Annotated in this window: 17 protein-coding genes and 1 tRNA gene; 6 read left to right on the plus strand and 12 right to left on the minus strand. The window is 65.2% G+C overall.

Annotated features, from left to right (window positions below; translation table 11 throughout):
• Nucleotides 1–33: 33 nt before the first annotated feature.
• Nucleotides 34–108 (minus strand) — tRNA-Gln (locus tag RTH46_RS09815).
• Between the two features lie 431 nt (nt 109–539).
• On the opposite strand from RTH46_RS09815, the gene zapE reads away from it, so the two are divergent.
• Nucleotides 540–1,625 carry a cell division protein ZapE gene (gene zapE, locus RTH46_RS09820; protein ID WP_316905573.1) on the plus strand — a complete coding sequence of 362 codons (1,086 nt, stop codon included), beginning with the start codon at nt 540–542 and terminating at the stop codon, nt 1,623–1,625.
• Between the two features lie 86 nt (nt 1,626–1,711).
• On the opposite strand, the gene RTH46_RS09825 is transcribed toward zapE, so the two are convergent.
• From RTH46_RS09825 to RTH46_RS09835, 3 genes are all read right to left on the minus strand, one after another.
• Nucleotides 1,712–3,601, minus strand: a complete 1,890-nt coding sequence (locus RTH46_RS09825; protein WP_316905574.1) for a propionyl-CoA synthetase — start codon at nt 3,599–3,601, stop codon at nt 1,712–1,714.
• Between the two features lie 137 nt (nt 3,602–3,738).
• On the minus strand, nt 3,739–5,148 hold the full coding sequence (locus RTH46_RS09830; RefSeq protein WP_153785925.1) for an amino acid permease: 1,410 nt from the start codon (nt 5,146–5,148) through the stop codon (nt 3,739–3,741).
• A gap of 134 nt (nt 5,149–5,282) precedes the next feature.
• A complete protein-coding gene (locus RTH46_RS09835) occupies nt 5,283–6,317 on the minus strand; it encodes a histone deacetylase family protein (protein ID WP_316905575.1) in 1,035 nt (344 codons plus the stop codon).
• A 121-nt stretch (nt 6,318–6,438) separates the two neighbouring features.
• Here RTH46_RS09835 and RTH46_RS09840 point away from each other — a divergent pair, with 121 nt between their 5' ends.
• A complete protein-coding gene (locus tag RTH46_RS09840; protein ID WP_153785923.1) occupies nt 6,439–6,930 on the plus strand; it encodes an Lrp/AsnC family transcriptional regulator in 492 nt (163 codons plus the stop codon).
• A 72-nt stretch (nt 6,931–7,002) separates the two neighbouring features.
• A complete protein-coding gene (locus RTH46_RS09845) occupies nt 7,003–7,869 on the plus strand; it encodes a LysR family transcriptional regulator (RefSeq protein WP_316905576.1) in 867 nt (288 codons plus the stop codon).
• Here the strand turns inward: RTH46_RS09845 and RTH46_RS09850 are convergent.
• The 5 genes from RTH46_RS09850 to RTH46_RS09870 all read right to left on the minus strand — a co-directional run bounded on the left by RTH46_RS09850 (nt 7,843) and on the right by RTH46_RS09870 (nt 11,893).
• Nucleotides 7,843–9,000 carry an HPP family protein gene (locus RTH46_RS09850; protein ID WP_316905577.1) on the minus strand — a complete coding sequence of 386 codons (1,158 nt, stop codon included), beginning with the start codon at nt 8,998–9,000 and terminating at the stop codon, nt 7,843–7,845. The two genes, RTH46_RS09845 and RTH46_RS09850, sit on opposite strands and share 27 nt — an antisense overlap.
• 285 nt (nt 9,001–9,285) lie before the next feature.
• Nucleotides 9,286–10,605, minus strand: a complete 1,320-nt coding sequence (locus RTH46_RS09855) for a sensor histidine kinase (RefSeq protein ID WP_316905578.1) — start codon at nt 10,603–10,605, stop codon at nt 9,286–9,288.
• Complete coding sequence (locus tag RTH46_RS09860; RefSeq protein WP_316905579.1) at nt 10,602–11,270, minus strand: response regulator transcription factor; 669 nt, start codon at nt 11,268–11,270, stop codon at nt 10,602–10,604. The genes RTH46_RS09855 and RTH46_RS09860 overlap by 4 nt, the downstream gene beginning before the upstream one ends.
• Entirely contained in the window at nt 11,271–11,585 is a 315-nt protein-coding gene (locus RTH46_RS09865) for a PepSY domain-containing protein (RefSeq protein ID WP_316905580.1), read from the minus strand.
• A complete protein-coding gene (locus tag RTH46_RS09870) occupies nt 11,585–11,893 on the minus strand; it encodes a PepSY domain-containing protein (RefSeq protein ID WP_110994219.1) in 309 nt (102 codons plus the stop codon). The genes RTH46_RS09865 and RTH46_RS09870 overlap by 1 nt, the downstream gene beginning before the upstream one ends.
• Before the next feature lie 223 nt (nt 11,894–12,116).
• Here RTH46_RS09870 and RTH46_RS09875 point away from each other — a divergent pair, with 223 nt between their 5' ends.
• Nucleotides 12,117–13,196, plus strand: a complete 1,080-nt coding sequence (locus RTH46_RS09875) for a patatin-like phospholipase family protein (protein ID WP_316905581.1) — start codon at nt 12,117–12,119, stop codon at nt 13,194–13,196.
• 53 nt (nt 13,197–13,249) lie between these two features.
• Complete coding sequence (gene queD / locus RTH46_RS09880; RefSeq protein WP_011533154.1) at nt 13,250–13,606, plus strand: 6-carboxytetrahydropterin synthase QueD; 357 nt, start codon at nt 13,250–13,252, stop codon at nt 13,604–13,606.
• Between the two features lie 84 nt (nt 13,607–13,690).
• Here queD and RTH46_RS09885 read toward each other — a convergent pair whose 3' ends face one another.
• Entirely contained in the window at nt 13,691–14,158 is a 468-nt protein-coding gene (locus RTH46_RS09885; protein ID WP_316905582.1) for a DUF1289 domain-containing protein, read from the minus strand.
• 406 nt (nt 14,159–14,564) lie between these two features.
• Here RTH46_RS09885 and acnB point away from each other — a divergent pair, with 406 nt between their 5' ends.
• On the plus strand, nt 14,565–17,174 hold the full coding sequence (acnB, locus tag RTH46_RS09890) for a bifunctional aconitate hydratase 2/2-methylisocitrate dehydratase (protein ID WP_316905665.1): 2,610 nt from the start codon (nt 14,565–14,567) through the stop codon (nt 17,172–17,174).
• 182 nt (nt 17,175–17,356) lie between these two features.
• On the opposite strand, the gene prpD is transcribed toward acnB, so the two are convergent.
• Complete coding sequence (prpD, locus tag RTH46_RS09895) at nt 17,357–18,841, minus strand: 2-methylcitrate dehydratase (protein ID WP_316905583.1); 1,485 nt, start codon at nt 18,839–18,841, stop codon at nt 17,357–17,359.
• Between the two features lie 132 nt (nt 18,842–18,973).
• Nucleotides 18,974–20,164 carry a 2-methylaconitate cis-trans isomerase PrpF gene (gene prpF, locus RTH46_RS09900; RefSeq protein ID WP_316905584.1) on the minus strand — a complete coding sequence of 397 codons (1,191 nt, stop codon included), beginning with the start codon at nt 20,162–20,164 and terminating at the stop codon, nt 18,974–18,976.
• Nucleotides 20,165–20,231 lie beyond the last annotated feature (67 nt).

Consider the following 20,231-nt stretch of genomic DNA (forward strand, 5'->3'; position numbering starts at 1 on the left):
CGATAGCGTGATACTGCGTAGAGATAGAGGAAATGGCAGGGGCGGCTGGATTCGAACCAACGCATGGCAGGATCAAAACCTGCTGCCTTACCGCTTGGCGACGCCCCTGTATCGGATATGACGAGTGACTGATGCACTGTCGATCTGATCTTTCACCGTTCAGCTGGTTGCTGCTCGGGAATGACCGGCACTTTACCAGCGTTGTTTGCAGGTGGGAAGCTTTTTTTCAAAAAAAACGCAGAAAAACAGGAGGTTAGTAAAAATCGCCAGTTTTGCCTGGCCCATCCACCGCCCGTTGTGAAAGCACTGCCCTCTTGTAGGAGCGGCCTTGTGTCACGATAGGGCCGCAGCGCGGCCCCCGGATTTGTGCGTGAAAGCAGAAATCGCCGGGGCTGCTCTGCAGCCCTATCGCGACACAAGGCCGCTCCTACAGTAGACGTGCAAGCCCGTTTAATGGGCTTGCCGGGCCCGTTCCCGATTGGTCAGAATCCCCGTCGCGCACACTGCGCCCTGCCCTTTCCCTGCCTAGGAGCATGCCGTTGTCCACCTGGATTCCAGCCCCCCTGCGCCAACTCAACCAACGCCTGCGCGGCCCTGCCCCACAGGCCGGCGCGTTGATGGCGCATTTCCAGGACAAGGCCGCCGAACGCGGCTACACCCTGAGCGACGGCCAGTGTCGGGTGATCGAAGCCATGGCCGCGCAGTTGGCGGCCCTCGACGGCGGACAGCCACGCAGCCTGTACCTGCACGGCTCGGTTGGCCGCGGCAAGAGCTGGCTGCTCGACAACTTCTTCGAGGCTGTGCCGGTGGCGCAGAAACGTCGCCTGCACTTTCATGACTTCTTCGCCCGCCTGCACCAGGGCATGCACCGCCACCGGGCACTGGACGATGCCATGGCGGCGACCCTCGACGAATTGTTGGGTGACGTGCAGCTGCTGTGCTTCGATGAGTTCCACGTGCACGACATCGGCGACGCCATGCTGCTGACCCGGCTGTTCAATGCCCTGTTCGAACGCGGCATCTTCCTGCTGGTGACCTCCAACTACGCACCCGAAGGGCTGCTGCCCAACCCGCTGTACCACGAACGCTTCCTGCCGGTGATCCGCCTGATCAATGGCCGCATGCAGGTGCTGGAAGTAGGCGGCGATACCGATTTTCGCAGCCTGCCGGCCAACCGCGAGCACCAGTGCTTCACCCAGGGGCGTTACGTCTGGCCAGGGGATACGGCGCAGCGCCAGGACCTTGACCTGCCCACCCGGCAGCCGACCACGCTGCAGGTCAACAACCGGCCATTGCGTGCCCTGGCGGTGGATGGCCGGCGGGTGATGTTCAGCTTCAACGGGTTGTGCGAACAGCCCACCGCAGTGATCGACTACCTGGCGCTGGCCGAGCAATACGATCAATGGATCATCGACGGGCTGGACGACCTGGCCGAATGTTCGCTGGCGGCGCAGCAACGCTTCGTCAACCTGGTGGATGTGCTGTATGACCAGGACCGCCAGCTGACGGTGATCGGCCAGCGGGCCCTGCAGGAAAGCCTGGGCGGGGCAATTGCCGACCTGATGCGCACCCGCAGCCGGCTGGGGCAGTTGCATCAGGTGGGGCCGCAAGACAGCGCATCCTGAAAGGCCGTCATCGCTGGCAAGCCAGCTCCCACAACAATCAGGCAATTGCACGCCGCAGGGTGGGAGCCGGCTTGCCGGCGATGGCGTCACCCCGCCCTTGGCAAATCCGCCAACACTCCCTCGATCTCCCCCAGCACCGCTGGATCATCCAGGGTCGAGGGCGGCACATAGTCCTGCCCGTCGGCAATCTTGCGCAGCACCGCACGCAGGATCTTGCCCGAGCGGGTCTTGGGCAGGCGCTTGACCAGGCGTACCCGGTTGAAACAGGCCAGCGCGCCGATATGCTCGCGCACACTGGCCACCAGCTCGCCCTGCAACTGCAACTCGCAGATGCCCTGCCCGTCCTTGAGCACCACCAGCGCCAGCGGCACCTGGCCCTTGATCTCGTCGTGCACACCGATCACGGCGCATTCGGCCACCGCCGGGTGGCGTGCCACCAGGTCCTCCATCTCGCCGGTCGACAGGCGATGGCCCGAGACGTTAATCACATCGTCGGTGCGGCCCATGATGTAGACGAAACCGTCGTCGTCCAGGTAGCCACCGTCACCGGTGTGGTAATACCCCGGGTAGTTGTGCAGATAGGCCTGCAGATAGCGCTCGTGATCGCCCCACAGCGTCTGACTGCAGCCAGGCGGCAATGGCAAGGCGATGACGATGGCGCCCTGCTGGTTCGGCCCCAGCGGCTTGCCGTCGTCGTCCAGCACCTGCACGTGGTAACCCGGCACCGCGCGGTTGCTCGAGCCTGGCCGGGCCGCACTGCCCTCGAGGCCCACGCAGGGGGCAGTGACCGGCCAACCGGTCTCGGTCTGCCACCAGTGGTCGTGCACCGGCTTGCCACTGACCCGCTCCAGCCATTCATGGGTGCTGGAGTCGAGCTTTTCGCCGGCAAGGAACAGCTGGCGCAACGAACCCAGGTCGTGGCGGCGAATCAGCTCGCCCTCTGGGTCTTCCTTGCGGATCGCACGCATGGCAGTGGGCGCACAGAACAGCGCGTTGACCTTGTATTGCTCGACGATCCGCCAGTAGGCCGAGGCATCCGGCGTGCGGATCGGCTTGCCCTCGTAGAACACCGTGGTGCAGCCGCTCATCAACGGCCCGTAGACGATCAGCGAATGGCCGACCACCCAGCCCACGTCGGAAATGCCCCACCACACATCGCCCGCCTGCATGCCATAGATGTGGCGCATGGCGTAGCACAGGGCCACCGCGTTACCGCCGTTTTCACGGACGATGCCCTTGGGTTTACCGGTGGTGCCGGAGGTATACATGATGTACAGCGGATCGCCAGCATCCAGCTCGACCGGGGCCACCGGCTCGGCACCGGCCAGCGCTTGCTGCCAGTCCAGGTCGCGCCCCGGCTGCAGTTCGGCACGCGCCTGCGGGCGCTGCAGCACCAGCACCTGCCTGGGCTGGTGGCGAGCCAGTTGCAGCGCACGGTCGACCAGCGGTTTGTATTCGATCACCCGGTCGAACTCCAGCCCGCAGGAAGCGGTGAGCAGCAACACCGGCCGGGCATCATCGATACGCAGGGCCAGTTCGTTGGCGGCAAAGCCGCCGAACACCACCGAATGCACCGCGCCAATGCGTGCGCAGGCGAGCATGGCCATGGCCGCCTGCGGCACCATCGGCATGTAGATGATCACTCCGTCGCCCTTGCCCACCCCAAGTGTGCGCAAGAGGCCGGCCAAGCGCGCCACTTCGTCGCGCAGCTGCAGGTAGGTGTAGGTTTGCTGCACGCCGGTCACCGGCGAGTCGTAGATCAGCGCCAACTGCTCGCCCCGGCCCAGCTCGATCTGATGGTCGAGGGCCAGATGACAGCTGTTCAGGCGGCCGTCGGCGAACCAGCGGTGGGTGCCGTCGGGGTTCTGCTGCAGGGTCAACGTCGGCTTGCGCTGCCAGGCCAGCTGGTCGGCCTGGGCCTGCCAAAAGGCCGCAGGATCGGCGATGGAATGGGCGTAACTGTGCTGATAGGTCATTGGTTCGCAACCCGGTACTTGTTGTTATTGAAGGGCGAACCATGAGTATGGACCGGCGCCACGTGCCCGCCACCGGACTAAAGTCGCAACCCTTATGCAGATTTGCAGCAGGCTGCGCCGGCACGTGGCGCCAGGGTTCAGGGGGTTGGCTGGGTGGCTAACAGGCCTTGCCCGCGCCTTGCCAGGCGCCGGTAGGCGATGGCCAGGCCGGCGAACCACAGCGGCATCGCGTACAGCGCCATGCGCGTGTCCGGCTGCAGTGCCAGCAGCACCAGCACGAACAGCAGGAACGCCAGGCTCAGCCAGGCCATCGGCACTCCGCCGGGCAGGCGGAAGCTGGCGCGGGCGTGGCGCTCGGGGTGGCGCCGACGGTAGCCCAGGTAGGCCACCAGGATGGTCGACCATGTGTAGATCACCAGCACCGCCGACAGGCTCGACACCAGGGTGAACACCGTCATCACCTCGGGGAAGATGAACAGCAGCAACACCCCCAGCAGCATCAACAGGCACGAGAAACCCAGGCTGGCCAGCGGCACGCTGTTGCCCGACAGGCGCCGGAACACACCGGGCGCCTGGCTGCGTTCGGCCAGGCCGAACAGCATGCGGCTGGTGGAGAACACGCCGCTGTTGGCCGACGAGGCGGCCGAGGTCAGCACAACGAAGTTGACGATGCCCGCCGCCGCCGGGAAGCCGGCCAGCAGGAACAGCTCGACGAACGGGCTGCGGTTGGGCGCGACCTTGGCCCACGAGGTCACGGCGATGATGCAGGCCAGGGCCACCACATAGAACAGGATGATACGCACTGGGATCGCGTTGATCGCCTTGGGCAGGCTGCGTTGCGGGTCGCGAGTTTCGGCGGCGGTGGTGCCGATCAGCTCGGTGCCGGCGAACGAGAAGATGGCGATCTGGAAGCCCGCGAAGAAGCCACTGAGCCCATGGGGAAACGCCGCTTCCGGCTGAACCAGGTGCGACAACGAAGCGGTCACCCCGGTGGGCGACACGAACGCCGTGGCAATCAGCACCAGGCTCACTGCGATCAGTGCCAGCACGGCGATGATCTTGATGATCGCGAACCAGAACTCGACCTCGCCGAAGGCTTTCACCGTCAGCACATTGAGGGTGAACAGGGTGACCAGCATCGCCAGCGCCGGTGCCCAGGCCGGCGCTCCGGGGAACCAGTACTGGAAGAAGCCGCCGACCACCACCGCATCGCCGACCACCGCCACGCTCCAGCTCAGCCAGTACGACCAGCCGAGGAAAAACGCCGCGCGCGGACCGATGTAGGCACCGGCGAAGTCGGCGAACGACTTGAAGTTGAGGTCCGACAGCAGCAGCTCGCCCATGGCGCGCATGACGAAGAACAGGAAGAAGCCGATGATCATGTAGACCAGCAGGATCGAGGTGCCGGACAAGGCGATGACCTTGCCCGAGCCCATGAACAGGCCGGTGCCGATGGCGCCACCGAGGGCGATCAGCTGGATATGGCGGTTGCTCAGGGTGCGTTGCAGGTGGCGGCCGCTTGGGGCTGCGGGGGAATCAGGCTGCATGGGGGAACCTCTGGGATTGTTGTTGGTGTTGTCGAGGCAGGATTTGTTGTGTCTTCAATGGCCTCATCGCGGGGCAAGCCCGCTCCCACGTTCAAAGCGTGGGAGCGGGCTTGCCCCGCGATGGGGCCTTTGGATCAGCCGCGGGCTTCTTCGAACCCGGTCAGCACGTTCACCGCATTGATGCCGATCTCATCGACCATGTAGCCGCCCTCCATGACGAACAGGGTCGGCACGCCCACGCCGGCAATCATCCGGCCCATGGCCAGGTAGTCCGGGCTGTCGAGCTGGAAATGGCTGATCGGGTCGTCCTTGAAGGTGTCCACGCCCAGCGACACCACCAGCACCTCGGGCGCATGCCGGCGCAGGCGCGCACAGGCCTGCTCCAGGGCCTGCTGGTAAGCCGCCCAGCGCGTGCCCTTGGGTAGCGGCAGGTTGAGGTTAAAACCCTCGCCTGCGCCTGCGCCCACCTCGTGGGCGTAGCCGCTGAAGTAGGGGTAGGAGTCCGCCGGCTCGCCGTGCAGCGAGACGAACAGTACGTCCGGGCGGTCGTAGAAGATGGTCTGGGTGCCGTTGCCGTGGTGAAAATCGACGTCCAGTACCGCCACCTTGGCCGCTCCGCGGGTCAAGGCATGCTCGGCGGCGATGGCGGCGTTGTTCAGGTAGCAGTAACCGCCCATGTACTCGCGGGCGGCGTGATGCCCCGGCGGGCGGCACAAGGCGAAGGCGGCCTGCTGGCCCTGATCGAGCAGTTCGAGGCCGGTCAGCGCCAGGTCGGCGCTGGTCTTCACCGCCTGCCAAGTGGTGGCGGTGATCGGCGCGCCGGCATCCATGGCGAAGAAACCGAGCTGGCCGTCGATGTGCCGGGGGACCCGCTCGCCGGCCAGGTCGCGTACCGGCCACACCAAGGGCAACGCGTCGTGGCTGCGGCCCAGGGCGGTCCACTGCTGCCAGGCCGTTTCCAGGAAGTGCACGTAACGCTCGCTGTGGGCCTTGACGTAGCAGGCGCGGTCGAACGCCTGCGGCGAGACGATATCGCCCAGGCCGACCGTGCGCACCCGGTCATGCACGGTGTCGGCGCGGCTGGGTTGTTCGAACGATGGCTTGAGCACGCCATCCTTGAGTTCGGTGCCATGGTGCAGGCGGTGGTTGGCGCTGAAGACGGTCAACATGGTGGCGAAGCCTGTGTGGTGGTTGATTGACCACTAGGCTATTGCGTCAACGCTGGGCGTTCTTTGCTTTATCGACTCGCAATGTTAGCTTTTCGAGTCTGTTATTTCAGGACTGGCAGCCATGGCGAAAAAAATATCCAAACAGGTCACCCTCGACGATACCGACCGTGCTCTGCTCGCCCTGTTGCAGGCCGATGCCAGCCTGTCCAACGCCGAGCTGAGCGAGCGCCTGTCGCTCAGCGTCACGCCCTGCTGGCGCAGGCGCAGGCGCCTGGAAGAAGAAGGCGTGATCCGCGACTACCAGGCCAACCTCGACCGCCGCCTGCTGGGCCTGGAGATCCTGGCCTTCGTCCAGGTGCGTTTCGCCAGCCACGGCGACAAGGCGCCGGACGACTTCGAGGCGGTGGTGCGCGCGCTGCCCGAGGTGGTCGCCTGCCACAAGATCACCGGTGATGCCGATTACCTGCTGCAAGTGCTGGCCGAAGACCTGGACAGCTACAGTGAATTCATCGAACAGGTGCTGCGCCGGCAGCTGGGGATCGCCTCGATCCAGTCGAGCCTGGCGCTGCGCGAGGTGAAGGCCAGCACGCGGGTGGCGATTCCCGAAGGCTGATGTTGCCAGGCCCTGCCCTATTTCGGTGCAAAGCCTCTAGACTAGGCGCCCTTTCCGCCACAGAGCAGCGTCATGGACATCGATCAGGCCCGAACCTTCCTGGAAATCGTGCGTTGCGGCAGCCTGGTCGCCGCTGCCGAGCGCCTGTTCGTGTCGCAGACGGCCATCACCGCGCGGGTGCAACGGCTGGAACGGCAACTGGGCTGCCAGTTGTTCGTGCGCAGCCGCAGCGGCGCCAGCCTGACCAGTGATGGCGAGGCCTTCGTCAGCTATGCCAACCAGCTGGTGCAGACCTGGGAAGCCGCGCGCCGCGACCTGCCGCTGCCCCAAGGCTGCCAACAGGTGCTGCATGTGGGCGGCGAGGTGAGCCTGGGCAACCCGATGATGCTCGACTGGGTCAGCGCGCTGCACCGCGAACTGCAAGGCCACGCGATCCGCAGCGAAGTCAGCGACGGTGAGTCGCTGTTGCGCAAGGTGGAGATGGGCCTGCTGGACGCCGCGCTGGTGTACCAGCCGACCTACGGCCCGGGCCTGCAGGTGGAGCAGTTGATGGAGGAGAAACTGATCCGCGTACGCCGGGTGGACCGGCCCGAGCCGTACATCTACATCGACTGGGGCGAGGCCTTCCGCCGCCAGCACGACGCCGCCCTGCCCGACCTGTCACGCCCGGCGCTGAGCTTCAACCTTGGGCCGCTGGCCCTGCAGTTCATCCTCGACCAGGGCGGCAGCGGCTACTTCCGTACCCGGGTGGTGCAGGCCTACCTGCAAAGCGGCGTGTTCGAGCGGGTGCCCGAAGCGCCGGAGTTCACCTACCCGACCTTCCTGGTGTACGCCCGCGAACGCGACAGCCAGGCCCTGCAGCAGTCCTTCGCGGTGTTGCGCCGGCTGGTGGCCGCCGGCGAAAGCGACTGGTCACAGCGCTGGGACCCGGTGATCTGAGCCCTGGGCGGCCGCCGTCAGCAAGTGCCGCTTGAGGCCGGCGATCAGGTCAGTCTGGGTGATCACCCCCACCAGGTTGTCGCCGTCGAGCACCGGCAGGCAGTGCAGGCCCTGCTCGCTGAGCAGCGGCAACAGGCGCTCCAGCGGGTGCTGACTGCTCACGCTGACAACGCGCCGACTCATTACCTCCTCCAGGCGCACCGTGTTGCGGCGCAGCACACCCCGCCAACTGAAACGCCCGCGCGCCATGGCCGGGCCGACCAGGTCACTGAGGCTGACGATGCCCACCAGACGGCCGTTGTCCAGCACAGGCAAGGTTTTCAGGTGATGGCTGGCGAGCATCTTCCAGGCCTCCTCCAGGCTGGTGCGTGGCGTGGCCGACTGCACATCGCGGGACATCACCGAGCCTGCGGTGATACCGCCAAGGCTGCGTTGCAACGCATGCTGCTCGGTGGCCAGGATGATCCGCTCCAGCTCGTCGCGGGTCACGTCGACGAACTCGCCGATGTCTTCCAGGGCCTGGTCCAGGTCGTCGGCGTTGATGCCCACGCGCTCGCCGGGCAGCGGGTCATGGGTGTGGTGCAGGTCTTTGCGCGGCGCGGCGCCCTTGGGGTAACGCACGCCGGTGAGGCGGTTGTAGAGCACCGCGACAGCGACCAGGATCAGGGCGTTTAGCAGCACCGGTTCGAGCAGGTGGTCGCCCATCGCCACCAGCCCCGGATCGGCCAGCACTGCACTGACCGCCACGCCGCCACCCGGCGGGTGCAGGCAGCGCAGCAGGCACATCACCAGGGTGGCGACCGCCAGCGCGGCTGCCGCCACCCACAGGCCGTCGCCGAAGCCGTGGCGCATGGCCAGGCCCACGACGCCGGCCAGCGCGTAGCTGCCCAGCACCGGCCACGGCTGGGCCAGCGGCCCGGAATGCACGGCGAACACCAGCACCGCCGAGGCCGCCAACGGGCCGAGCAGGTGCAAGGCAATCGATGGGCCGTAGGCCAGGCTGCACAGGTAGCCGGCGAGGAACAGGCCGAGCAGCGCGCCAAGGCCTGCACGCAGCCATTCTTTGGGGGGGATATTCAGGGGCGCCGGGAACAGGCGCTGCAGACGGGTAGCGGGGCGAGAGGCAGGCATCGAAGTTAAGGCGTCGTGTTTTTTTGATTTGAAAAGAAAGCCCAGCGCAAACGCACCTGGGCCCGGTATTGCCAAGGCAATAACGCAAGGGGCTCCGTCCGTGGAGAGATGGAAACCGGAGGGTTTCGTGGGAGAGATTGTGCCGGGAGGGCGTGTGGGCCTGCCAATTCAAAAAACTGCGGCTGTACTGCAATTTTTTTGCAGGGTTGATCTGGTCCTCATCGCGGGGCAAGCCCGCTCCCACGATGGCGGTCCCGTGGGAGCGGGCTTGCCCCGCGATTGCGATCAACGCCCTTTGCGCGGCAACTCGATACTCACCCGCAACCCGCCCTGTGGGCTTTGCAGCAAGGCGATGCGCCCGCCCCAGGCGTCGACGATATCGCGCACGATACCCAGCCCCAGGCCGTGCCCATCGACCTGCTCGTCCAGCCGCGAGCCGCGCTCGAGCACTTGCAGGCGCTGCGATTCGGGAATGCCGGGGCCATCGTCGTCGACCCACAGCCGGTAACACTCCGGGGTCGCCGCCATGCCCACGCGCACTTCGCTGTCTGCCCATTTGCAGGCGTTGTCCAGCAAGTTGCCAAGCAGCTCCAGCAGGTCTTCGCGATCCCACGGCAACAACAGCCCGGGCGGTACGTCGCGTTCCAGCAACAGCCCTTCGCCATGGATCATCCCCAAGGTTGCCAGCAACCCCGGCAGCTCGGCATCGCAGTCGAACTGCGCGCCGGGCAGCGCATCCCCGGCCAGCCGTGCACGGTTGAGCTCCCGGGTCAGGCGCTGCTGGATCTGTTGCAGTTGCTCGCGCATCTGCCCACGCACCTCGGGCAGCGCCTGCAGGCGCTCGCTGGCGGCCAGGCTGAGCAGCACCGCCAGCGGCGTCTTCAGCGCATGCCCCAGGTTGCCCAGGGCATTGCGCGAACGGCGCAGGCTGTCTTCGGTGTGATTGAGCAGGTGGTTGATCTGATCCACCAATGGCTGCAATTCGCTGGGCACCTGGGCATCCAGCTGCGAGCGCTGGCCCTGCTGCAACTGGGCGATCTGCTGGCGGGCGCGCTCCAGCGGGCGCAGCGAGCGGGTCACGGTGATGCGCTGCAGCACCAGCACCAGCAACAACGCCACCAGGCCCATGCCCAGGCCGATCTGCTGCATGCGACGGAAACCCTCGCGCACTGGCGAATAGTCCTGGGCCACGCTGATCGAGATGTCCTGGCCCAGGCGCCGGTAGTCGCCGCGATAGGCCAGCAGTTGCTGGCCCTCGGGGCCCAGCTCATGGCCGTCGTCCAGCCCGGGCTTGGCCGGTTTGGGCATGTCCAGGTCCCAGAGCGAGCGCGAGCGCCAGGTGCCCTGGTCGAAATCGATACGGAAGTAGTAGCCCGAGAAGGGGCGCTGGTAGGCCGCCGATATGCGCCGCTCGTCCAGTTGCAGGCCGGACGGCCCACGCACCAGCGCCACCAGCAGGTTCTCGCTTTCCTTGCGCAGGCCGGCTTCCAGGTAACGCTGCAGGCCGGCCTCGAACAGCCACAGCGTGAGTTGCGCAAACGCCAGGCCGACCACCACCAGCACTGCCACCAGCCCCAGGCTCAAGCGCGCCTGGATCGACTTCACACGCCGCTCCCGGCGTACACGTAGCCCTGGCCACGGCGGGTCTCGATCACGCTGCGCCCGAGCTTGCGGCGCAAGTGGTTGACGTGCACTTCAAGGACGTTGGAATCACGCTCGGTCTCGCCATCGTAGAGGTGCTCGGCCAGGTGGCTCTTGGACAGCACCTGGCCTGGGTGCAGCATGAAATACCGCAGCAGGCGGAACTCGGCGGCGGTCAGCTGGACGTCGACACCTTCACGGCTGACGCACTGGCGCGATTCATCCAGGTGCAGGCCGGCGGCTTCGAGCTTCGGCTGGTTGGCCAAGCCCTTGGCGCGGCGCAGCAGGGCCTGGATGCGCAGTTGCAGCTCTTCGGGATGGAAGGGTTTGCTCAGGTAGTCGTCGGCGCCGGCCTTGAGCCCCTCGATGCGCTCGGCCCAGGAGCCGCGCGCGGTGAGGATCAACACCGGGGTGGCGAGGTTGGCCCCGCGCCATTGCGCCAGCACCTCAAGCCCGGGCAACCCCGGCAAGCCGAGGTCGAGGATGATCAGGTCGTAGGGTTCGCTCTGGCCCTGGTACACCGCGTCGCGGCCATCGGCCAGCCAGTCCACCGCATAACCCTGGCGCTGCAGGGCAGCAATCAGTTCATCGGCCAGGGGCACATTGTCTTCGACCAGCAACAGGCGCATTCAGTCATCTTCCTCGTCTTTGAGCAGCTCGCCGGAGCGGGCGTCGAGCTTGATCTCGCGCACCACGCCCTGCGGGGTCAGCAACTCGACTTCGTATTCGTAGCGGCCGTGCTTCTCTTCCAGCTCCGCCTCCAGCAGGCGCGCCCCGGGGTAACGCCCCAGGGCGGTCTCGAGCAATCGCTCGAAAGGCAGAATGATGCCCTGCTGGCGTAGCGCCAGGGCCTCGTCCTGGTCCAGGTCGCGGGCGGCGGCCAGCGTGCACATGCCGAGCAAGGCCAGGGCCAGGCAGCACGCCGCCTGCGGTAATGGGTTCATCAATTGTCCCGCGCGTCCTTCAGCACTTCACCGGTCTTGGCGTCCAGGTCGACGTCCCATTCGACGTTCTGCGCATCGCGCAGTTCGACCTTGTAGATGTAGCGGCCGTATTCGTCTTCGAGCTCGGAGTCGGTGACGGTGGCGCCGGGGTGCTTGGCCACGGCGGCGGCCTTGAGTTCGTCCAGCGACTTGATGGTCTTGGCATTCACCAGCTTGACCACTTCATCGGGCTGCACGTCCTTGGCGAAGGCGGCGTTGGCACCCAATGCAAGGGCAGCGGCGGTGAACAGGGCAGTCAGGGTTTTCATGGGGGTCTCTCCTTGGGGATGAGCAAGTTGTCTACGCAAACAAGACTAACCGGGGGTCCTTAATCCAACCTGAAAACAGCTGGCCGCATGATAGCGCAGATGGGAAGTCAGCCTGTACCGACCCTATCGCGGGGCAAGCCCGCTCCCACGCTTGGTACCGTGGGAGCGGGCTTGCCCCGCGATTGGGCCTATAATGCGCGCCTGCCCCGGCTAGAGAACCTCGATGAGCGCCATCCACATCAAGTACCCCGCCCTGACCTTCAAGGCCGGCCAACGCGCCCTGCGCCAGATCCGCGAGCGCGGCCTGCAGGCGGCCGATGTCGGTGTGCTGCCTGGCGCTGCTGGCGGCCCCAAGCCTTTGGGTATCCAGGGCCTGGACCTGGCGCTGTTCGGTGAATGGCTGCCCAGCGCCCCACGCCAGCGCGCACTGATCGGCGCCTCGATCGGTTCCTGGCGCTTCGCCAGCGCCTGCCTCGACGACCCGGTGGCCGGCATCCGCCGCCTGGGCGAGCTGTACACCGAGCAGGACTTCGCCAAAGGCGTCACCCCCAGGCAGATCAGCCAGAGCAGCCAGCGCATGCTCGACGACCTGCTGCAGGGCCGCGACAGGCAGATTCTCGACAACCCGCACTACCGCCTGAACATCCTGGTGGTGAAAAGCCACGGCCAGCTCGCCCACGACCACCGTGGCCGCCTGGGCCTGGGGTTGTCTTCGGTGATCGCCAGCAACCTGCTGGGGCGCGCACGCCTGGGCCGGCACTTCGAACGGGTGATTCTGCATGACCAGCGCGCCGCGCCACCGCTGGGCGAGCTCACCGACTTCCCTTCGCGCTGCCTGCCGCTGGACCTGGCCAACCTGCGCCAGGCCCTGCTTGCCTCGGGCTCGATCCCCATGGTCATGGAGGGCGTGCGCGACATCCCCGGCGCCGGCGCCGGCACCTATCGCGACGGCGGCCTGCTCGACTATCACCTGGACCTGCCCTACCAGGGCGACGACCTGGTGCTCTACCCGCACTTCACCGACAAGGTGGTGCCCGGATGGTTCGACAAGGCCCTGCCATGGCGCAAGGGCGACGCCACGCGCCTGCAGAACGTGCTGCTGATGACCCCGTCGCCGCAGTACCTGGCCGCCCTGCCCTACGGCAAGCTACCCGACCGCAATGACTTCAAACGCTTCATGGGGGATGCGCCGAGCCGCAAGCGTTACTGGTACACAGCCATCGCCGAAAGCCGGCGCCTGGGCGACGAATTGCTCGAGCTGATCGCCACCGGGCGGTTGCAGGATCGGTTGCAAGCCTTGTAGCGGTCATGCTGGTAGACTGCGCGCATTATCGATACACACAGAGTCCTGACAGCGTGGAAATTTTCAAAGAGTTCACATTCGAATCGGCCCACCGCCTGCCCAACGTTCCCGCCGGGCACAAGTGCGGTCGCCTGCACGGCCACTCGTTCAAGGTCGCCCTGCACCTGACCGGCCCGCTTGATCCGCACACTGGCTGGATCCGCGACTTCTCCGAGATCAAGGCGATCTTCAAGCCGATCTACGAGCAGCTGGACCACAACTACCTGAACGATATCCCCGGCCTGGAAAACCCCACCAGCGAAGTGATCGCCAAGTGGATCTGGGAGCAGGTCAAGCCGCTGCTGCCGGAGTTGTCGAAAGTGCGTATTCATGAGACCTGCACCAGCGGGTGCGAGTACACCGGCGACTGATCGCAGGGCCTCATCGCGGGGCAAGCCCGCTCCCACGCCGATTTAGCGTGGGAGCGGGCTTGCCCCGCGATGAGGCCGGCAGCCTTACTGCATGGCGTCGCGCAAGAAGCTCGGGGCGATGTAGCGCTGGTAATGCGCCTCGGACAGCAAAAAGAACTCGCGATCGATGGCATCGCGCAGTTGCGGCAAGCCCCAATCGCGAAACTCCGGCAACAACACCATTCCATAAGCCTCGAGATCGCGGATCATCCGTGCCCCCCGGGCGATCAGCTGGTACGCCCAGCAATACTCCGACTGTTGCACGACAAAGCGGATCGAGCGCTGCTCCAGTTGCTGGCGCAGCAGGCCTTTGTCGAACACTTCCAGCTTGGCCATCATCACCTGCACCAGCAGTTGCTCCAGGCGCAGCCACACGGCGCGTTTCTGCTCGTCGTCGTAGCCGTTCCAGTGGATCACTTCATGGTGAAAACGCTTGCAGCCACGGCACACCAGATCTCCATACACCGTGGAGCAGAGGCCGACGCAAGGGGTCTTGATGGACTGATTGGTCATTGGAAAACAACAGCTTGACGGCGGAACACCGGCTCATGTTAGCCCTTTGTCTAACCAGGGTCACTGGTTAAAGTCATCTTTGCCGCCTTACCTTCGGGCTTTTTTTGCCGTAGAATCACTCCGCCTTTTCAAGGCAACAATGTCCGTTGGAAGCTGTTTTCAAAGCGTCACGAGCACAGTTGATCCGGTAGAACGGCGTTGGCCCGGGCCATGCACCCCTCGCATGCCCGTGCCAGCCCTCATCAGCCTCCCGTTCTACAGGCGTAAAACTTTGAAAGCAGCTTCTGTAAGGATTCTTTGCGACCCTGGCGGTGCGACTCAAAAAGTCGTCATTGCGCATGGGTGCTTTGAATGCTGGATGAGCGTCCCGGACTCCCTTTAGGGACCACTGATGAGGGTAATAACTGTGCTTGAAGCCTACCGCAAACACATCGAAGAGCGTGCCGCTCTGGGTATCGTGCCCCAGCCGCTGAACGCCGAACAAACCGCAGGCCTGGTCGAGCTGCTGAAAAACCCGCCGGCCGGCGAAGAAGCCTTCCTCGTAGACCTGATCACCAACCGCGTTCCGCCAGGGGTGGACGAAGCCGCCTACGTCAAGGCTGCTTTCCTCTCCGCCATCGCCAAGGGCGAAGCCAAGTCGCCACTGCTCGACCGCAAGCGCGCTGCCGAGCTGCTGGGCACCATGCAGGGCGGTTACAACATCGAGACGCTGGTAGCGCTGCTGGATGACGCCGAACTGGGCGCCGTCGCGGCCGAACAGCTCAAGCACACCCTGCTGATGTTCGACGCCTTCCACGACGTGGCCGAAAAAGCCAAGGCGGGCAATGTCCACGCCAAGGCCGTGCTGGAATCCTGGGCTGCCGGCGAGTGGTTCACCTCGCGTCCGGCCATCGCCGACAAGTACACCCTGACCGTGTTCAAGGTGCCTGGCGAAACCAACACCGACGACCTGTCCCCTGCCCCGGACGCCTGGTCGCGCCCTGACATCCCGCTGCACGCCCTGGCCATGCTGAAGATGGCCCGCGACGGCATCGAGCCCAAGCAGCCTGGTTCGGTCGGCCCGCTGGCCCAGATCGAAGCGGTCAAGGCCAAAGGCCACCCGGTTGCCTACGTCGGTGACGTGGTCGGTACCGGTTCCTCGCGTAAATCCGCCACCAACTCGGTGCTGTGGTTCTTCGGCGACGACATCCCGTACGTTCCGAACAAGCGCGCTGGCGGCTTCTGCTTCGGCACCAAGATCGCCCCGATCTTCTACAACACCATGGAAGACGCCGGCGCCCTGCCGATCGAATTCGACTGCACCAACCTGGCCATGGGCGACGTCATCGACGTTTACCCGTTCAAGGGCGAAGTGCGCCGCAACGGCAGCAACGAGCTGGTCACCAGCTTCGAGCTGAAAACCGAAGTGCTGCTGGATGAAGTCCGCGCTGGCGGCCGAATCCCGCTGATCGTCGGCCGTGGCCTGACCGAAAAAGCCCGCGCCGAACTGGGCCTGGGTGCTTCCGACCTGTTCAAGAAGCCAGAGCAACCTGCCGCTTCGACCAAGGGCTTCACCCTGGCGCAGAAGATGGTCGGCCGTGCCTGCGGTCTGCCGGAAGGCCAGGGCGTGCGCCCAGGTGCCTACTGCGAGCCGAAGATGACCACCGTCGGCTCCCAGGACACCACTGGCCCGATGACCCGCGACGAGCTGAAAGACCTGGCGTGCCTGGGCTTCTCCGCCGACCTGGTCATGCAGTCGTTCTGCCACACCGCCGCGTATCCGAAGCCGATCGACGTCAACACCCACCACACCCTGCCAGACTTCATCCGCACCCGTGGCGGCGTGTCGCTGCGCCCAGGCGACGGCATCATCCACAGCTGGCTGAACCGCATGCTGATGCCTGACACCGTCGGCACCGGTGGCGACTCGCACACCCGCTTCCCGATCGGCATCTCGTTCCCGGCCGGTTCCGGCCTGGTGGCCTTCGCCGCCGCCACCGGCGTCATGCCGCTGGACATGCCAGAGTCGATCCTGGTGCGCTTCAAGGGCAAGCTGCAGCCTGGCATCACCCTGCGTGACCTGGTCCATGCCATCCCTTACTACGCCATCCAGAAAGGCCTGCTGACCGTCGAGAAGAAGGGCAAGAAAAACGCCTTCTCCGGCCGCATCCTGGAAATCGAAGGCCTGGACGAACTGACCGTCGAGCAAGCGTTCGAACTGTCCGACGCCTCGGCCGAACGTTCCGCTGCAGGCTGCACCATCAAGCTGCCAGAGAAGGCCGTTGCCGAGTACCTGCAGTCCAACATCACCCTGCTGCGCTGGATGATCGGCGAAGGCTACGGCGATGCCCGCACCCTGGAGCGTCGTGCCCAGGCCATGGAAGCCTGGCTGGCCAAGCCTGAGCTGCTGTCGGCCGACAAAGACGCCGAGTACGCCGAGATCATCGAGATCGACCTGGCCGACGTCAAAGAGCCTGTGCTCTGCGCGCCGAACGACCCGGACGATGCCCGCCTGCTGTCTTCGGTACAGGGCGAGAAGATCGACGAAGTATTCATCGGTTCGTGCATGACCAACATCGGCCACTTCCGCGCTGCCGGCAAGCTGCTGGACAAGGTCAAGGGCGGCATCCCTACCCGTCTGTGGCTGGCTCCGCCAACCAAGATGGACGCCCACCAGCTGACCGAAGAAGGCTACTACGGCATCTACGGCAAGGCCGGTGCACGCATGGAAATGCCAGGCTGCTCGCTGTGCATGGGTAACCAGGCACGTGTGCAGACCGGTTCGACCGTGGTCTCCACCTCGACCCGTAACTTCCCGAACCGTCTGGGCGACGCCACCAACGTGTACCTGGCCTCGGCCGAGCTGGCTGCGGTGGCTTCGATCATCGGCAAGCTGCCGACCGTCGAAGAGTACATGCAGTACGCCAAGGACATCGACAGCATGGCTGCCGACGTCTACCGCTACCTGAGCTTCGACCAGATCGCCGAGTTCCGCGAAGCGGCCGCCAACGCCAAGATCCCGGTGATTCAGGCGTAAGTCGAGTTGTAGGCTGTAACAGAAAGCCCCGGTAGCGATACCGGGGCTTTTTTGTGCTGTTTGTGTTGGCTTTGCTGGCCTCTTCGCGGCTAAAGCCGCTCCCACAGGATCGCGCAGTGCTTAAGGTCTGCGCCGGACCTGTGGGAGCGGGTTTACCCGCGAAGAGGCCAGTACAGGCAACATCAAATCACGAACAGATCGACAAACCTGTGCACGGGCATGGCCTCCAGCCTCGCCTGGTCCTTGCACAACGCCACGATCTCCTCACAGCGCTGACGCACGAACCGCGTCGCCAGGTTGGCCCTGAACTTGGCCTCCAGCAACGGCAGCCCCTCCTCCCGCCGGCGCCGATGGCCGATCGGGTACTCCACCACCACCTGCTCGGTGTGGGTACCATCCTTGAAGAACACCTGCACGGCATTGGCGATCGAGCGCTTGTCAGCCTCCAGGTACTCGCGGCTGAAACGCGGCTCCTCGACCACCTCCATCTTTTCGCGCAAGCGGTCGATGCTCGGGTGGGCGGCGTGGAAGCTGTCTTCATAGTGCTCGGCCACCAGGTCGCCGAAGATCAGCGGCACTGCGGTCATGTATTGCAGGCAATGGTCACGGTCGGCGGCGTTGGCCAGCGGGCCTTCCTTGGAAATGATGCGGATCGCCGACTCGTTGGTGGCGATGACGATGCGGTCGACTTCGTGCAGGCGGTTGCGCACCTGCCGATGCAGCATCAACGCCGCCTCGCAGGCGGTCTGGGCATGGAACTCGGCGGGGAAACTGACCTTGAACAGGATGTTTTCCATGACATAACTGCCGAAGGGCTGCGGCAGGCGCAATTCGCGCTGGGCCTCCTGCTTGAGGGCCAGGTCCTTGTTGCTGTGGCTGAACGAAACATCATAAAAGCCCCACTGCGCAGCAGTGAGCACACCGGGGATGCCCATTTCACCGCGCAGGGCGATATCAGCCAGGCGCACACCCCGGCTGGAGGCATCCCCCGCCGCCCATGACTTGCGCGAGCCGGCGTTCGGCGCATGGCGGTAGGTGCGCAGGGCCTGGCCATCGACGAAGGCATGGGACAAAGCCGAGAGCAGCTGATCGCGGTTGGCGCCCATCAGCTTGGCGCACACCGCCGTCGAGGCAACCTTGACCAGCACCACATGGTCCAGGCCGACCCGGTTGAAGGCATTCTCCAGCGCCAACACACCCTGGATCTCGTGGGCCATGACCATGGCCTCGAGTACGTCGCGCATGGTCAACGGTGCTTCGCCACCGGCCACGCGCTTCTGCGACAGGTGGTCGGTGACCGCGAGAATGCCGCCCAGGTTGTCCGAGGGATGGGCCCATTCGGCGGCCAGCCAGGTGTCGTTGTAGTCCAGCCAGCGGACAATGCAGCCAATGTCCCAGGCGGCCTTGACCGGATCAAGGCGGTAGGCGGTGCCGGGCACGCGGGCGCCATTGGGGACCACCGTGCCCTCGACCAGCGGACCGAGCAGCTTGGTGCACTCAGGGAAACGCAGCGCCAGCAGGCCGCAGCCGAGGGTATCCATCAGGCAGTGGCGGGCGGTATCCAGGGCTTCGGGGGATTCGACGCGGTAACCGAGCACATAGTCGGCGAGGGTCTGCAGGACCTGGTCGTAGTCGGGGCGAGTGTTCAGATCAGCGTTGGCGCTCATTCGTGGCTCCTTGAAAAAGAGCTGCTTTGCAGCCCATCGCGGGGCAAGCCCGCTCCCACGCAGACTGTACCTTTGGCGTGGGAGCGGGCTTGCCCCGCGATGGGCCAGTAAAACCGAGCGCTGATAGTGCGTTTAGAAGCTATCGCCAGGCACGCGCACCCAGCCCTCCATCAACACCCGAGCACTGCGGCTCATGATTGCTTTGGTCACGGTCCACTGCCCGTCCACCTGGCGGGCTTGCGCACCCACGCGCAACGTCCCGGACGGATGGCCGAAGCGCACCGCGCTTCGTTCGCCACCGCCTGCGGCAAGGTTGACCAGGGTCCCGGGAATCGCCGCTGCCGTGCCAATGGCCACCGCCGCGGTGCCCATCATGGCGTGGTGCAACTTACCCATGGACAGGGCGCGCACCAGCAGATCGACATCGCCCGCATCGACCACTTTGCCGCTGGAAGCAGTGTAGGTGGTCGGCGGCGCGACGAAAGCGACCTTGGGCGTGTGCTGACGCCCGGCAGCCTGGTCGATATGTTCGATCAGCCCCATGCGCACCGCTCCGTGGGCGCGAATGGTCTCGAACCGCGCCAGTGCAGCGGCGTCGCCATTGATCGCGTCCTGAAGTTCGGTACCGGTGTAGTCGAGGTCGGCGGCGTTGATGAAGATGGTCGGGATGCCGGCGTTGATCAGGGTTGCCTTGAAGGTCCCGACACCCGGTACCTCAAGGTCGTCGACCAGATTGCCGGTGGGGAACATTGCCCCGCCGTCACCGTCCTCGTCGGCGGCCGGGTCGAGGAACTCCAGCTGCACCTCGGCGGCCGGGAAGGTCACGCCGTCGAGTTCGAAATCACCGGTCTCCTGCACCTCACCCTCGGTGACCGGCACATGGGCGATGATGGTCTTGCCGATGTTGGCCTGCCAGATGCGCACGGTGGCAACGCCGTTGCGTGGCACCCGCGCGGGGTCGACCAGGCCGCCACTGATGGCGAACGAACCGACCGCGGCCGAGAGGTTGCCGCAGTTGCCGCTCCAGTCGACGAAGGCCTTGTCGATCGACACCTGGCCGAACAGATAGTCGACATCATGCTCGGGCTTGATGCTTTTCGACAAGATCACGGTCTTGCTGGTGCTGGACGTCGCGCCGCCCATGCCGTCGATCTGCTTGCCGTACGGGTCGGGGCTGCCGATCACCCGCAGCAGCAGGGCATCGCGGGCGGGGCCAGGGATCTGCGCCTGTTCGGGCAGGTCCTGCAGGCGGAAGAACACGCCTTTGCTGGTGCCGCCGCGGATGTAGGTGGCGGGGATTCTGATTTGCGGTACATGTGTCATGGTCAATTCCTGTCTTGCACGACACCCTGTGGGAGCGGGTTTACCCGCGAAGGCGTTTGATCAAGCA

It is taken from the genome of Pseudomonas sp. zfem004 (genome assembly GCF_032621715.1).
Classification (GTDB): Bacteria; Pseudomonadota; Gammaproteobacteria; order Pseudomonadales; family Pseudomonadaceae; genus Aquipseudomonas; species Aquipseudomonas sichuanensis.